The sequence below is a fragment of the Stenotrophomonas cyclobalanopsidis genome, assembly GCF_008710035.1.
GTDB classification, from domain to species: Bacteria; Pseudomonadota; Gammaproteobacteria; order Xanthomonadales; family Xanthomonadaceae; genus Stenotrophomonas; species Stenotrophomonas cyclobalanopsidis.
In genome coordinates this window covers 21,300-36,827 of record NZ_VYKI01000018.1, presented here as the reverse complement: position 1 = coordinate 36,827, position 15,528 = coordinate 21,300, and the positions used below count along the sequence as shown (strand labels likewise).

At 68.3% G+C, this 15,528-nt stretch carries 10 protein-coding genes and 1 riboswitch; of the genes, 8 read left to right on the top strand and 2 right to left on the bottom strand.

Translation table 11 applies throughout. The features are described 5' to 3' along the window. Positions 1-62: 62 nt before the first annotated feature. Entirely contained in the window at positions 63-1,226 is a 1,164-nt protein-coding gene (locus tag FJU31_RS13790) for an acyl-CoA dehydrogenase family protein (RefSeq protein ID WP_150455260.1), read from the bottom strand. 223 nt (positions 1,227-1,449) lie between these two features. On the opposite strand from FJU31_RS13790, the gene FJU31_RS13785 reads away from it, so the two are divergent. Together FJU31_RS13785 and FJU31_RS13780 are read left to right on the top strand one after the other, a co-directional pair. After that, positions 1,450-3,126, top strand: a complete 1,677-nt coding sequence (locus tag FJU31_RS13785; RefSeq protein WP_150455259.1) for an electron transfer flavoprotein-ubiquinone oxidoreductase — start codon at positions 1,450-1,452, stop codon at positions 3,124-3,126. Positions 3,127-3,191: 65 nt separating this feature from the next. After that, positions 3,192-3,593: a c-type cytochrome gene (locus tag FJU31_RS13780; protein WP_150455258.1), complete on the top strand. Its 402-nt coding sequence runs from the start codon at positions 3,192-3,194 to the stop codon at positions 3,591-3,593. Positions 3,594-3,601: 8 nt separating this feature from the next. On the opposite strand, the gene FJU31_RS13775 is transcribed toward FJU31_RS13780, so the two are convergent. Further along, the gene (locus tag FJU31_RS13775) at positions 3,602-7,210 is read right to left on the bottom strand and encodes an ATP-binding protein (protein ID WP_150455257.1); all 3,609 of its coding nucleotides are present in this window, start codon (positions 7,208-7,210) and stop codon (positions 3,602-3,604) included. Positions 7,211-7,285: 75 nt separating this feature from the next. Between FJU31_RS13775 and FJU31_RS13770 the strand changes: the two genes are divergently transcribed. The 6 genes from FJU31_RS13770 to FJU31_RS13745 all read left to right on the top strand — a co-directional run bounded on the left by FJU31_RS13770 (position 7,286) and on the right by FJU31_RS13745 (position 15,525). Next, positions 7,286-7,924, top strand: coding sequence for a response regulator (locus FJU31_RS13770; protein WP_150455256.1), 639 nt, complete (start codon positions 7,286-7,288; stop codon positions 7,922-7,924). A gap of 214 nt (positions 7,925-8,138) precedes the next feature. Continuing rightward, on the top strand, positions 8,139-9,080 hold the full coding sequence (locus tag FJU31_RS13765; RefSeq protein WP_246161346.1) for a hypothetical protein: 942 nt from the start codon (positions 8,139-8,141) through the stop codon (positions 9,078-9,080). 104 nt (positions 9,081-9,184) lie between these two features. After that, the gene (locus FJU31_RS13760) at positions 9,185-11,194 is read left to right on the top strand and encodes a peptidoglycan-binding protein (RefSeq protein ID WP_150455255.1); all 2,010 of its coding nucleotides are present in this window, start codon (positions 9,185-9,187) and stop codon (positions 11,192-11,194) included. Between the two features lie 274 nt (positions 11,195-11,468). Beyond that, positions 11,469-11,840, top strand: a complete 372-nt coding sequence (locus FJU31_RS13755; RefSeq protein WP_079224772.1) for a glycine zipper 2TM domain-containing protein — start codon at positions 11,469-11,471, stop codon at positions 11,838-11,840. 141 nt (positions 11,841-11,981) lie between these two features. Then, complete coding sequence (locus tag FJU31_RS13750) at positions 11,982-13,109, top strand: phosphotransferase enzyme family protein (protein ID WP_150455254.1); 1,128 nt, start codon at positions 11,982-11,984, stop codon at positions 13,107-13,109. A gap of 61 nt (positions 13,110-13,170) precedes the next feature. Next, positions 13,171-13,265, top strand: a riboswitch (TPP riboswitch). A gap of 70 nt (positions 13,266-13,335) precedes the next feature. Further along, positions 13,336-15,525 (top strand): TonB-dependent receptor, encoded by a 2,190-nt coding sequence (locus FJU31_RS13745; RefSeq protein WP_150455253.1) that lies wholly within the window; start codon positions 13,336-13,338, stop codon positions 15,523-15,525. Positions 15,526-15,528: the final 3 nt, after the last annotated feature.

The following is a 15,528-nucleotide window of genomic DNA, read 5'->3' as shown; positions in this document are numbered from 1 at the left end:
CGCTCCTGTAGAGCCGAGCCCGCGCTCGGCTCCCCCGTATCGCGTCCGGAAACCAGATAGCGTCAGAACGCGCTGATCCCGGTCAGCTCCCGGCCGATCACCAGCTGGTGCACGGTCTCGGTGCCTTCATAGGTGATCACCGATTCCAGGTTCAGCGCATGCCGGATCGCCACGTGCTCGGTGGTGATGCCGGCGCCGCCGAGCAGGTCGCGGCATTCGCGGGCGATATCAATGGCCATGCGGCAGTTGTTCCACTTGGCCAGGCTGACCTGCTGCGGCTGCAGCTGGCCGGCTTCCTTCAGCCGCCCCAGCTGCAGGGCCAGCAGCTGCGCGGTGGTGATGCGGCGGGCCATCTCGGCCAGCTTGATCTGCGCGCTCTGGGTGGCGGCCAGCGGGCGGCCGAACAGCACGCGTTCCTTGGCGTAGCCCAATGCTTCATCGAGGCAGGCGATGGCCGAACCGATCGGGCCCCAGCTGATGCCGAAGCGGGCCTGGGTCAGGCAGCCCAGCGGGCCCTTCAGGCCCTTCACGTTCGGCAGGCGGTGGCTGTCGGGCACGCGCACGTCATCGAAGTACAGCGCACCGGTCAGGGAGGCGCGCAGGCTCATCTTGTGCTTGATCTCCTGCGTGGTGAAACCGGCCATGCCCTTTTCCAGCACGAAGCCCTGGATGCCGTCCTCGGTCTGCGCCCAGACGATGGCCAGGTCGGCCACCGGGCCGCTGGTGATCCACATCTTGCTGCCGGTGATGCGCCAGTCGCTGCCGTCGCGCACCGCGCGGGTCTTCATGCTGGCCGGGTCCGAGCCGCCGTGCGCCTCGGTCAGGCCGAAGCAGCCGATCAGTTCGCCGCGCGCCATCGCCGGCAGCCACTGGCGGCGCTGCTCCTCGCTGCCGTAGGCGTAGATGGGGTACATGCACAGCGAACTCTGCACCGACACGAAGCTGCGCAGGCCAGAATCGCCGCGCTCCAGCTCCTGGCAGATCAGGCCGTAGCTGACCGCACCGAGGTCGCCGCCGCCGTATTCGGCCGGCAGGGTCGCGCCGAGCAGGCCCAGTGCCGCCACCTCCGGTACCAGTTCTTCGGGGAAGCGGGCCTGGTCGAAGGCATCGCCGATGATCGGCAGCACGCGCTCGTTGGTGAAGCGGGCCACACTGTCCTGCACCGCGCGCTCTTCCTCGCTGAGCAGGGAACGGACATCGAACAGATCGTACGGATGCAAAGCCATGGCACTCACGCGCAGTCAGGACCGGGCCATTGTCGGTCATCCGGGGCCGGGACATTACGCTGCGCTGCAGCAATCGTGCGGTGAACGGCGTCTATCTAGCTCGATCACGCGCGTCCCGGTACCCTGACACATTCAAACAACCGTTTCGCCCGTGGCCGCACGCGCGATTCCCAGGCACCGCCGGTGGCCCCGATGCCGGCCCTACCCAAGAGTCATGCAATCGATGAGCGCTGAAGCCAACGCCCTGCCCCCGCGTGAAGTAATGGAATTCGACGTGGTGATCGTCGGTGCCGGCCCGGCCGGCCTGGCCACCGCGATCCGCCTGCGCCAGCGCGCGGTGGAAGCCGGCCGCGAGCTGTCGGTGTGCGTGCTGGAAAAGGGCTCCGAGCCGGGCGCGCACGTGCTGTCCGGTGCGGTGATGGACCCGCGCGCGCTGACCGAGCTGTTCCCCGACTGGGCCGAGCGCGGTGCGCCGCTGAAGCAGAAGGTCACCCGCGACGAATTCCTGTTCCTCAGCGAGACCGGCGCGCGCAGCACGCCGCATGCACTGCTGCCGGAGTGCTTCCACAACGACGGCAACTACATCATCAGCCTGGGTGAAGTGACCCGCTGGCTGGCGCAGCAGGCCGAAGCGCTGGAAGTGGCGATCTTCCCCGGCTTCGCCGCCGCCGAGGTGCTGTACGGCGACAACGGTGAAGTGGTCGGCGTGGCCACCGGCGACATGGGCATCGAGAAGGACGGCAGCATCGGCCCGGCCTTCGAGCGCGGCATGGCCCTGCATGCGAAGTACACGATCTTCGGCGAAGGCGCGCGCGGCCACCTCGGCCGCCAGCTGATCGCCCGCTACAGGCTTGATGAAGGCAAGGACCCGCAGGCCTACGGCATCGGCATCAAGGAGCTGTGGCAGATCGACCCGGCCAGGCACGAGCCGGGCCTGGTGGTGCACGCGGCCGGCTGGCCGCTGGACAACGACACCTACGGCGGCGCGTTCCTGTACCACGCCGACGCCGGCAAGGTCGCCATCGGCTACGTGGTCGGCCTGGACTACAAGAACCCGTGGCTGAGCCCGTTCGAGGAATTCCAGCGCTTCAAGACCCACCCGTCCATCCGCAAGCACCTGGAAGGCGGCACCCGCATCGGTTACGGCGCCCGCGCCATCACCGCTGGTGGCCTGATGTCGCTGCCGAAGACCGTGTTCCCCGGTGGCGCGCTGGTCGGCTGCGAGGCCGGCTACCTCAACGTCAGCCGCATCAAGGGCAGCCACGCCGCGATCAAGACCGGCATGCTGTGCGCCGATGCGGCCTTCGATGCCCTGGCCGCCGACCGCCAGCACGATGAACTGGATGCCTACCCGAAGGCCTTCGAAGCCAGCTGGCTGTTCACCGAGCTGCAGCAGGCCAAGAACTTCAAGCAGTGGTTCAAGAAGGGCCAGACCGTGGCCACGCTGATGACCGGCATCGAGCAGTGGCTGCTGCCCAAGCTCGGCGTGCGCAACCCGCCGTGGACCCTGCGCCACAGCACCCCGGACCACGCCTGCCTGGAGCCGGCGGCCAAGCACACGCGCATCGCCTACCCCAAGCCCGACGGCGTGCTGACCTTCGATCGTCTCAGCTCGGTGTTCCTGAGCAGCACCAACCATGACGAGAACCAGCCCAGCCACCTGACGCTGAAGGACGCCAGCGTGCCGGTGCAGGTGAACCTGGCCGAGTACGCCGGCCCGGAAGCGCGCTACTGCCCGGCCGGTGTCTACGAGTTCGTCGGCGAAGGTGACAGCGCGCGCCTGCAGATCAACGCGCAGAACTGCGTGCACTGCAAGACCTGCGACATCAAGGACCCCACCCAGAACATCGTCTGGGTGACCCCGCAGGGCGGCGGCGGCCCGAACTACTCGGGCATGTGATGGCGCCGGGCTGCGACCGCATGTCGCAGCCCGCTGCCGCGGGCACACCGTTATCCTGCCCGCCCATGCGCGCCCTTCGCCTGCCCCTGCTGCTGACGTTCGTCCTGGTGGCCAGCGCCTGCCAGCGCACGCCGCCGGCACCGCTGACGCCCGCACAGGCGCGCCTGCAGGCCCAGCAACAGGCCTTCGAGATCTGCGCCGGCTGCCATACGGCCAAGGCCGGTGGCATCCACCGCTTCGGCCCCAACCTGCACGGGGTGATCGGCCGCCGCGCCGGCAGCCTGCCCGACTACGCCTATTCGGACGGCATGCGCCGCGCCGGCTTCGTGTGGAGCGCGCAGGCCCTGGACACCTTCCTGCAGTCGCCCACCCACGTGGTGCCCGGCACGCGCATGTACAACGCCTTCCCCAGCGCCGAACGCCGCGCGTTGGTGATCGCCTACCTGCAGGAGCAGGCGTCGCAGTAGCCGGCCACTCAGCCTGCCAGCCGTTGCAGCTGCTGCTGCAGGTGCTGCACGAACTGGCCGACCTGCTGCAGCACGGGTGCCGCATCGGCATCGCTGGCCTGCTGCAGCTGCTGTTCCAGCGCCGCCGCGCGCTCGGCCAGGCCACGCGCGCCCACCGACCCCAACGCGCCGCCCATGCGGTGCAGCTGTTGGATCGCACTGGCGCGATCACCTTCGCCCAGCGCCCGTTGCAGCTGCGCGATGTCCGCCGCGCTGGCCTGCAGCAGGCTGTCGCGCAGCTGGGTGGCCACCTGCAGTGAGCCGAAGCGCTGCTGCAGGGCCGCCAGGTCTGGCAGTTCCAGCGCGGACGCGTCATCGCTTGCCCGTGCCGGTGCTTCAGCCGCCGGCTCCGCTTCGAGTGCCGCCGCCTGCGGCAACCAGCGCAGCAGCGCCTGCCGCAGCGTGGCCAGCGACAGCGGTTTGGCCAGCACATCGTCCATGCCGGCATCGCGGCAGCGGCGTGCATCATCGTTCAGCACGCTGGCGGTCAGCGCCAGGATCGGCAGGCGCGGCTGGCCGTTGCGGCTTTCGCGTTCGCGCAGCAGGCGGGCGAAGGCGAAGCCATCCAGCACCGGCATGCGGCAGTCGGTGATCACCAGGTCGAACGTCTCCACCGACAGGCGGTCCAGCGCCTGCTGGCCGTCATCCACCAGCACATGCGGCACGCCCAGCTGCTGCAGGCGCCAGGCCATCATCGCCTGGTTGGTGGGATGGTCCTCCACTACCAGCACGCGGGCCTCGCGCAGCGCCGGCGGCAGCAGCGCCGTCTGCTCCTGTTCGGACAGCAGCGCCTGCACGTCGTCGGCACGCGCCTCCACCAGCGACAGCAGCACCTCCACCCGCGTGCCCTGGCCCAGCACGCTGTGCAGGGAAATCTCGCCGCCCATCTTCTGTACCAGGCGGTGGCAGATGCTCAGACCCAGGCCGGTACCGCCGTGCTCGCGCTGGATGTGGGCGCCGGCCTGGGCGAACGGAGCGAACAGGTGCGGGATCTGCTCGTCGGCAATGCCGATGCCGGTGTCCGAGACGGTCAGCCGCAGTGGCTGGCTGCCCTCCTCGGTGGTGGCACCGAGCACATCCACCTGCAGGCGGACGCTGCCCTGCGCGGTGAACTTGATGGCGTTGCTGAGCAGGTTGAAGATGATCTGCCGCACGCGCACGCCATCGACCTCATGCGCCTGCGCCAGCCGCGGATCGATCTCCACCTGCAGGTCCAGGCCACGCGCGGTGGCCTGCGCCGACAGCAGCCGGCACACGCTTTCCAGCAGCGGCCGCAGCGGCATCGGCACCGGTGCCAGGCGCAGCGCGCCGGCTTCCATGCGCGAGTAATCGAGGATGTCATCGAGGATCTGCCGCAGCATCTGCGCGGAATCCTCGATCACCCCGATGATGCGCTGCTGCTCCTGGTCCAGCGGCGAATGCGAGAGCACTTCCAGCATGCCCAGCACGCCGCTCATCGGCGTGCGGATCTCATGGCTCATGGTGGCCAGGAAGCGCGATTTGGCTTCCACCGCCTGCTCGGCCTCGACCTTGGCCGTCGCCAGTGCATCGGCCTGCGCGCGGGCCTCGCTCACGTCCACCCAGTAGCCGCTCCAGGTCACCGCACCGGCCTCGGCCGAGTACGGGTGCGCCTGTGTGCGCACCCAACGCGCGCTGCCATCCTCGGTGCGCACACGGAACTCGAACGACAGCGGCGCGAAGCTGCGCGCGGCCAAGGCGGTGCCACGCACGATGAGCACGCGATCCTCCGCGTCGATCCGCTGCAGCAGCACATCGGCATCGTCCATCGCCTGCTGCGCCGAGATGCCGAACAGAGCCGGCACGTCGCCGGCGATGAAGGGGAAACTGAGTGCGCCATCGGCGGCGCGACGCGCCTGGTAGACGATGGCCGGCAGGTTGTCAGTGACATCAGCCAAGCGCTGCTCCACATGCCGGCGCCCGGCCACCTCACGGCGCAGGCGCCAGTAGCCCAGCGCATACACGAACAGCGCGGTCAGCAGGATCAGCAGCAGCGGGATGCCCCAGCGCCGCAGGGTGCTCCACTGCACGCCGTAGTGGTATTCGGTGGCCAGCCAGTCGCCGCGCAGGGCCTCGCGTTCGCGTGGCGTCATCTGCAGCAGCAGGCGGTCGAAGGTGGTGGCCAGTGCGGCATAGCGGCGGTCGACGGCCAGCGCCAGTTCGTCGTTGAAGTTGGCCGGGGCGGCGATCTGCAGGCGGCCGGCGAACTGGTTGCGCAGCAGTTGGTCGACCAGCGCCAGGTTGCCCACGTAGGCATCGGCCTCGCCGTCGGCCAGCCGCTGCATCGCCTGTTCGGCACTGCGCGTGGGAATGATGCGCGCCAGCGGTGCCTGCTGCAGCACGTAGCCACGCACCCGTTCCGGGTCGGACAGCAGCACGCGCTTGCCCTGCAGGTCGGACAGGCCCAGCAGCACCGGGCTGTCGCGGGCGGTCACAATGACGTTGGGCACGCTGATGAAGGGCTGGCTGAACACCCAGTCCGGGCCCAGGTACTGCGAATCGATCGGCATGCCCATCACCGCCTGCAGGTCACCGCGCTTCGCCTTGGCTCGCACGTCGAACCAGTCGTGGCTGGGATCGATCTGCAGGTGGGCACCGGCCTGCAGCAGGCGGCGCAGGTAGTCGCTGGCCAAGCCGCTGGGCTGGTCGTTGTCGTCGGCGAAGGACAGCGGGGCCGCATTGGGCGCGAAGCCGATCGTCAATGGTTCCTGCAGCACGCGCTTCTCGGCCTGGCTGAGTGCCAGCTGCGCGGACGCCGACCACGTCAGCGGCGGCAGCCAGTGCTCCATCAACGCCTCGCGCTGGGAGGGGCTGCTGGCGGCCAGCGCCACATCCAGCGCTTCGGCCAGCGGCTGGCTGCCATTGGGCACGCCGAAGTGGAGGCGCTCGGGCGGCAGATCGCTGGGCCGCAGCATCACCACGCCGTCGATCTTCTTCAGCGCGATCAGTTCGGTGGCGACGTAGGCATTGCCGATGAAGACGTCCGCCTTGTCGTCTCTGACCATGGCGAGCGCTGTCTGCGTGTCATTTGCGACAAGCTGTCGGGCCCGAGGGAAGCGCGCGCGCACCTGCGGGGCAGTCATGAAGTCCTGTTCGATGACCACCCGGAGCCCGTCAAGGTCCGGCGTTTCGGATGCGCGCAGATCACCCGGGCGCCCGACGATCGCCAGCGGTGCTTCCACATATGCGCGGGTATAGACCATGCAGCGGGCGCGTTCGGGACTGAGCGCGGTGTTCATCACCACGTCGATCTCGCCGCGGCATGCCGCATCCAGCACGGCATTCCAGTCCGGATAGCGACGGAACTGCAATTCCACCCCGAGTTGACGAGCCAGAAGCGACAGGTACTCTGGGCCCAGGCCCACCGGCTGGCCCTGCTGCAGGTCCTCGAACGGTGGCCAACCGCTGTCATACTGGCCCGCAACGATGACCGGATGCGCGGCCAGGAACTGGCGCTGCAGGACAGTCAACGGCAGGGGGCCCGGTTCGGCCTGCGCCAGCACGGACAGGCCCAGCAGCCCCAGCAGGAGGACCCATCCACGCACTGCCCGGTTCCGCATCTGCGACGTTCTCCGAGAAACCCGCCTGGTACCGCGCAGCTCGCGGCCGCACTGCCCGAAAGGCCATACTAGAGCATGACCTTGCGCATCATCATCGCAGACGACCACCCCGTAGTACGCATCGGCACCCGTGCCGTGATCGAAGCCAGCGGCGTCGGCCGGGTCGTCGGCGAAGCGGAGAGCGTGCAGGCGCTGATGGCCATGCTGGCCAGCCAGCCCTGCGACATGCTGGTGACCGACTACTCGATGCCCGGCAGCGCGCAGGCGGATGGCTTCGCGATGATCGGCATGATCCGCCGGCGCTACCCCGACCTGCCGGTGCTGATGCTCAGCGTCTCCAACAACCTGGCCATCCTGCGCATGGTGCTGGACTGCGGCGTACTCGGCCTGGTCGACAAGAGTTCGTCGATGGAGGAACTGCCGCAGGCGATCCAGACGGTGTATCGGGGCCAGTCCTACATCAGCCGCAGCCTGCGCGAGCGGGTGGAGGAAGCGGGCGGCTGGCGCATGCGTGAAGGGGATGGCAAGCCGCTGTCACCGCGCGAGGTGGAAGTGCTGCGCCTGCTAGGCACCGGGATGACGGTCAAGGAAATCGCCCTGCAGTTGCACAAGAGTGTCAGTACCATCAGCCGGCAGAAGGGCGATGCGATGCTCAAGCTGGGCCTGAAGGGCGACGCCGAACTGTTCGACTATCTGCGTGACGGGAAAATCTGAGAACTGGTTCTCAGTTTCACGGAGTTGCCCACGCCTTCCCGCCCGCCTCCCCCTGTGATCGCGGTCGCAGCTGTGCAATGATCGGCCGGGATGGGCTTTCCCATGCGAGGTCGAAGGAATCGACCGGCTCATCACTACATCGCGCCGCCCCTGTGGGCGGCCGGTTTTCTGCGTTGGCCGTCTTGCCCAGCGCCCGCACACCATGGAGAGGCGCATGATCCATTCCCCCACCGTCTGCCTGGCACCGGCCCATACGCGATTGCGCCTGGCATTTGCTGGTCTTGCTGTTTCGCTGCTGGCCAGCGCATGCACCCCTTCTACCTCGACCGCTTCACCGCAGGGCGCCGACGCGCCACGACAGGAAGTTGCCCCGATGCAGAGCTCCGCTACCGCCGCCGCGACCCCCGCGGCCGTTGCCACGCCGCCCGATGCCGGCAGCGTGCTGTACTTCATCTACCAGGTGGACGGCGATGGCGCCGTTTCCTACGAAGTGGCCAACGGCAGCGTGGCCACGTTCTGGTTCGGCCACACCTATGAAGTGGCAGGCACCCGCTACTACACCGGCTTTGCCTGGAACACCCCGCAGAAGTTCGGCAAGGCCGGCGAAGACGAGGCTGGCCCGGACAGCCGCGTCACTCTCTCCGAAGCCACCTTCACCCTGACCGGCGACAAGCCGGACCGCCCGTGGGTGTTCAAGGGCGCTGAACCGTGGATCGGCACCATCGGTGCCTACGGCAGCGCGCCGGACGTGGACAGCAAGCGCGCGCCGGTGGAACACCGCACGGCGTCGGGCAAGCTGGTGCTGGCCGTGCCGACCCGCGCCTTAAGCAGCGGCGTCAGCGTGGAAAGCTACGAGATCCTGCTGTTCAACCCGGACTACGAGAAATCCGACGATGGCCAGGTCTGGGCCAGCGCCGGCACCGTCATCACCGGCGAGGACAATTCGGCGGCCTGCGACGACGGTGCGGTGATGCCCTGCGTCAGCAGCCAGGGCACGCTGGCCTTCGAGGCCGTGCCGGGCAGCGACCTGCCGGCCATCCGCGTGAGCGAGACCGGCACCACCATCGCCGGCCCGGGCCAGACCCGTGCGCTGGGTGCCGCCGACGCACGCCAGTACCGCTACGACGCCGCCCGCAAGGCCTACGTCGCACCGTAAGCACACATCGCAGTACCTGTTGACCGACATGTTGATGACTCAAGGATGAGTCCGGTTGGCGAAACGCGGCCCAGGCCGCTCCATCAACCCCAGAGGAAAACGTCATGGCACAGCGTGACTACAGCAGACAGGAAGTTCTCGACATCATCGAACAGGTCGCCCAGCGCAAGGGTATTTCCAGCGAGGATTTCCTGCGCTTCGCCCACATCGAGACCGGCGGGCAGTTCGACGAACGCGCGCACAACAACCGCACCGACGCCAAGGGCCTGTTCCAGTTCCTGCCATCCTCGGCGCGCCAGTACGGCCTGACCGGCCACGAGTACGACCCGACCCGCAACACCGAAGCGGCCGCGGACATGTTCCAGCGCAACCTGGCCGACATGCAGAAGCGCCATGAACGCACCGGCCACCCGTACCTGTCCGGCGAAGCCTCGCCGACCGGCCTGGACCTGTACCTGGCACACCAGCAGGGTGCGGCCGGCTATGGCTCGATCCAGACCGCCATCGCCACCGGCACCTTCGGCGTGGTGCGTGATGGCCACGGCGATGTGATCAACATGCGGCCGCGGATCATGGGCCAGATCGGCAGTGACATCCAGGCGCTGACCGGCCACACGCGTGCGGAAATGAGCGCGATGAACGACAAGGACCTGGCCAGCACCTTCGCCCAGTACTACGACCGCAAGTACGACGGCATCAGCATTCCGGAAAAGAACATCGCGCCGATCAGCGCCGATGCGCCGGCACGCAGCGCCCCGGTGCCGGCACCGGCCGGCCCGACGCAGACGGTGCCGGCACCGACCGCCGCCACCGTGGCCGCACCCGTGGCCGCCAACCAGGACAAGCCGGGCATCAGCCTCAGCGCCGCCTACGAGGCCGGCGTGAAGTACGACGACGTCAAGTACGCCATCAACATTCCGTCCAGCCAGTACTACCGTGGCAACGGCATCACCGGCAAGAACGTCGACCAGGGCTACGTGGACTGCTCCGGCTGGGTCGGCACGATGCTCAACAAGACCCAGGACGAGATCAACCAGAAGGCCGGCCACGCCGTCTACGGTGATGCGGACCGTATCAAGCTGGGCTTCGCCGGCTCCGGCGGCATCGTGCAGCAGGCGTACAAGGATTCGGGCGTGCTGCTGCAGCGCGACGACATCCTCAAGCCGGGTGCGCTGAAGGAAGGCATGGTGATCGGCCTGGATACGGCCAAGACCAAGCACGAGCACTGGAACGGCATCGACCACATCGTGATGGTGGTGCGCGACCCCAACACCGACAAGCTGCTGATCAGCCAGTCCACCGGCAAGCAGGGCGTGCACACCATGCCGGTGGAGGACTACCTGAAGCAGGTGGAGAACCACCCGAACTGGAAGCTGTTCGCCTCCGACCCGCTGCACAAGGCGCGTGACCTGCTGGAGACCCGCACCCAGACGCAGCAGCAGGGCCAGCACAAGGACGCGCCGGCGCAGGCCACCGCGGCCGCACCGCAGGCAGCACGCAACGAGATCCATCGCCACGGCGACCACAGCGAAGGCGTGCGCAAGGCGCAGGAAAACCTCGGCCACCTGGGCTATGTCGGCGCCGATGGCAAGCCGCTGTTCGAGGACGGCAAGTTCGGCCGCAACACCGAAGCGGCGGTGCGCCAGTTCCAGAAGGACAACGGCCTGGCCGTGGACGGCATCATCGGTCCGAAGACCCAGGGCGCGATGCAGGAGGCACGCGAACGCCCGCTGCTGAACGACGAGCGCCACCCGCGCAACCCGATGTACAACCAGGCGGTGAACAGCCTGGAGCAGCTGCCCGCCGGCACCTTCAAGGACCGCCATTCGCTGGAAGCAGCTGCCGCATCGCTGACCCGGCAGTCGCACGAAGCCGGCCTGCAGCGCATCGATTCGGTGGTGCCCAGCACCAACGGCGAGCGCCTGTTCGCCGTGCAGGGCGCGATGAACGACCCGGCCGCGATGCGCGCGGCGGTGGACGTGAAGGCCGCCAGCGAACAGAGCATGGCGTTGAACAGCGGCGCGGTGCAGGGTGCACCGAGCGTGCTGCAGCAGGACCGCCAGCAGCAGCACCAGGAACAGGAACGCCAGACCCAGCGCGCGATGGGTCATTGATCCAGGCGGGGTCGGATCCCTTTCCGCGCGAAAGGGCTCCGGCCCCGTTCCTGTTTTCCTGAAGGAAACGTTTCGGCCCCGTGTGTTGCAGCTCCCGTTCAGGCGGATTTTCAGGTGCGCTTCATCGCCCATGACGCTAGATGAATACGCACGCCGCAGGCCGTCCAGGCGCAATGTTCCGACAATGTTGGAAGACCAGTTTGGACAGCACGGCAGCCAGGGCGCCCCCGCCCTCCCTGCCCACCGTGGCAAGCCCCAGACAGGAGAACCGAACATGATCAGTACGTCCGCAATCAGCTTCCGTGGCCTGGCGATGGCCCTTGCCCTGCTGGCCGGCGTGGCGGTGGTCAGCGATGCCAGCGCGATGTCGAGGAAGGACAAGCGCACCGTGGTCGGTGCGGTGGTGGGCGGCGTGGCCGGCCATCTGATCTCCAACGGCGACCCGACCGCGACCGTCGGTGGCGCGGTGGCCGGTGGTGCCATCGGCAACCTGACCACCAAGGACCACCACGACCGCCGCTATGACCGTCGCTATGACAACCGTCGCTACGACCGCGGTTACAACCGGGGTTACAGCCGCGGCTACCACGACCGTGGCCACGACCGCCGCCACTACCACGATCGCGGCCGTCATCGCGGCTGGTAAGCGCGCCGCCGCTTGATGATTCCGGCAACGGGCAGATCCTGGATCTGCCCGTTTTCGTTTGTCCCCCGCAGCTTGCGCCGGCAGCGCCCATGGCGTTGAATGCGCAGCCTTGGTGACTCCTTTCCGGGCAGCGGCTGCGGCATGACTTCTTCCCCCCATCGCGTGCAGGGCCTCAACAACGACGAGGTCGCTGCCGACTGGCCAGCGATCCGCGCCGACGAAGTGGCGTGGCTGTGCACGCGGTACCCGGCACTGGCGGCGGACAGCACGCTGCACTGGCACAGCCCGCGCCCGCTGTCGGCGGCGGCGATCGTGCAGGGCGCGATGGGCCAGGTGTTCATCAAGCGCCACCACCACAGCGTGCGCAGCGCCGCCTGCCTGCAGGAAGAACACCGTTTCATCGCCCATCTGGCCGCACACGGCGTGCCGGTGGTGCAGGTGCTGGCCGCTGCTGATGGCGCGACTGCGGTCGAGCATGGGCCGTGGACCTACGAACTGCACGCCGCCGGCGCGGGTGCGGACCTGTACCGCGATGCGGTGTCGTGGTCGCTGCTGACCGACAGCGCGCAGGCGCTGCAGGCCGGGCGCATGCTGGCGCGCCTGCACCAGGCCTCGGCCAGTTTCCACGCGCCACAGCGCAGTACCCACATCCTGGTGGCGCGCGATGACCTGATCCGCGCCGAGGATCCCATCGGGGCGCTGCAGGCCGATCTGCCAAACCGCCCCGGCCTGGCCCGTTACCTGGCGCGCATTCCCTGGCAGGCGCAGCTGCACGCGGAAGTGCTGCCCTGGCACAAGGGCCTGCCCACGCGCCTGCGCGACGAGCCACGGCTGTGGGCGCACAACGACTGGCACGTCTCCAACCTGCTGTGGGATGCCGACGGCGCGGTGGCCACCGTGCTGGATTTCGGCCTGGCTTCGCCCACCAGCGCGCTGTTCGACCTGGCCACCGCCATCGAGCGCAACGCCGTGGCCTGGCTGCAACTGGAACGTGGCGACGACGCCGTGCGCATCGACATCGCCCTGGCCCTGCTGCAGGGCTACCGCGAGGTGCTGCCGCTGTCGGCCGGACGCGTGCAGCTGCTGGCCGACCTGTTGCCGGTGGTCCATTTCGACTTCGCACTGTCCGAAGTGGAGTACTTCGAAGGCATCACCGGCTCCACCGCCAATGCCGACGTGGCCTGGCAGCCGTTCATGCTGGGGCACCCGGCGTGGTTCCACAGTGAGGCGGGACAAGGGCTGCTGCGGGCGCTGCGCGCGGCGGCGTGAGGGCTCTGACCCCTCATCCGACCCCTGGCTCGCAAATCGCCACCATTTGTAGTGAAATGGTCATCTGAAGCGGGGGTGCCTGGATTGCCAGGCTGAGAGAGTCCCTTGGAACCTGATCCGGTTTGCACCGGCGTAGGGAGCTTTGAGCAGCAGTCGCACCCCCGTTCCGGGCAGGTGCGTCCGTGCGCCGTCGCTTCGTCTCCCTTGCTGTCAGAAGACGAACCGAATGAACCGCTGCCTGCGCCCCACCCTGCTCGCCCTTGCCCTCTGCGCCACCCTGCCGCTGCACGCCAGCGCTGCCGAGGCATCCACCGACGTGAACGCCACCGGCGCCGAACGCTCGCCGACCGAGCTGGCCGCCGTGCGCGTGCAGGCCGGCAAACCCGCGGCCGATACCGCGCGCGCCAATGCCTTCGGCGGCGGCAGCTGGAAGGACACGCCGGCCTCGGTGAACGTGCTCGACCGCGATTACCTCGACCGCCGCCAGGTGCGTTCGCTGTCCGAGCTGGCCAGCAACGATGCCTCGCTGGGTGATGCCTACGCACCGGTCGGCTATTACCAGAACATCGCCATCCGCGGTTTCGCCTTGGACGCGGCCACCGGCTACCGCTTCAACGGCCTGGCCATCGCCGGCGAACAGCGCCTTGCCCTGGAAAACGTGCAGGAAGTGCAGATCCTCAAGGGTGAAGCCGGCCTCGCTGCCGGCGTGATGGCGCCGGGCGGCATCATCAACTACGTGGGCAAGCGCCCCGCCGAAGTGCGCACCGTCACCCTGGGCACCGATTCGGAAGGCTCGCGCTATGTCGCGGCCGATGTCGGCCACTGGATCACGCCGCGGTTCGGCGTGCGCCTCAATGCCGCCTGGGACGCCAGCAATTCCTACGTCGAGCACGCCGACGGCAACCGCAACTTCTACTCGCTGGCCGCTGACTGGTTCATCGGCGAACGCGGCAAGCTGGAAGTGGATGCCAACTACCAGACCAGCACGCAGCGCTCGGTGTCCGGCTACCAGCTGCTGGGCGCCAGCGAGCTGCCGCGCGGCGTCGACCGCAAGCACCTGCTCGGCTACCAGCCGTGGCAGCGCGCGGTGGATATCGCCAGCACCAACATCACTGCCCTGCACACCTACGATTTCAGCGAGCGCTGGCAGTCGCGCGTGTCGGTGGGCTACAGCCGCTCGGTCATCGATGACAACGTGGCCTTCGCCTACGGCTGCTACTACACCGCGCAGTGCGCCGATGGCAGCACGCCGGGCAACTACTTCGCGCCCAATGGCGACTACGACATCTACGATTACCGCAGCCCGGATGACACCCGCCGCAACCAGCAGGCGCGCGCCGAACTGCGCGGCCGTTTCGATACCGGCAGCGTCGGCCATGAGCTGACCGTCGGCGCCGACTATTTCCGCCGCACCGTCGACCGCCGCCCCAGCGTCAACGAGTACGTGGGCAGCGCCAACATCCACGATGCACAGGTGCCGGTGTACGCGCCCTCGCCGCTGCAGCCGGGCCCGTCCGCGCGCCGCCTGGACAGCCGCCAGACTGCCGTGTTCGCGCTGGACCGCGTCAGCTTCGGCGATGACTGGCAGTGGCTGGCCGGTGGCCGTTTCGTGCGCCTGGACGAGCGTGCCTATGACAAGCGCGGCGCCCTGCAGCGGCAGAGCCGCCTGTCGCGCTTCCTGCCGCAGACCGCGCTGGTGTGGAAGGCCAACGACCAGCTCAACGTCTACGGCAGCTACGTGCGCGGCATCTCGCTGGGCCAGGAGGCGCCGTTCTGGACCTCCAACGCCGATGAGTTCCTGCCGTCGGTGCAGTCGCGCCAGCTGGAAGTGGGCGTGAAGTACGTGCCGGTGGAAGCACTGACACTGGGCGCGGCGCTGTTCCGCATTTCCCAGCCGTACCAGTTCGCCCAGCCGGACGACAGCGAAGCGGGCTACACCTTCCTTCAGCAGGGCACGCAGGCCCACAGCGGCCTGGAACTGACCGCCAATGGCCAGCTGACCGATGCGCTGCAGATCGTCGCCAGCGCCAGCGTGCTGCAGGCACGCGCACGCGATGCAGGTACGCCGGCGTATGAGGGCCACCAGCTGGTAAACGTGCCCAAGGTGCGTGCCAGCGTGCACCTGGCCTATGCGCTGCCCTTCGTGCAGGGCCTGGATGTGACCGGTGGCTGGCGTTATGCCGCCTCCAACGTGGCCCGCGCCGATGGCAGCGTGCATGCGCCGGACTACTCGGTGTTCGATGCCGGCCTGCGCTTCCAGCATCGCCTGCATGAGCGCGCGGTGACCTGGAACCTGTCGGTGGACAACGTGTTCAACCGCTTCTACTGGCGCGATACCGGCAGCAGCGGTGGTGATTACTACCTGTTCCCGGGTGCACCGCGACAGGCGCGCCTGTCGGTCACGTTCGCGCTGTGAGCG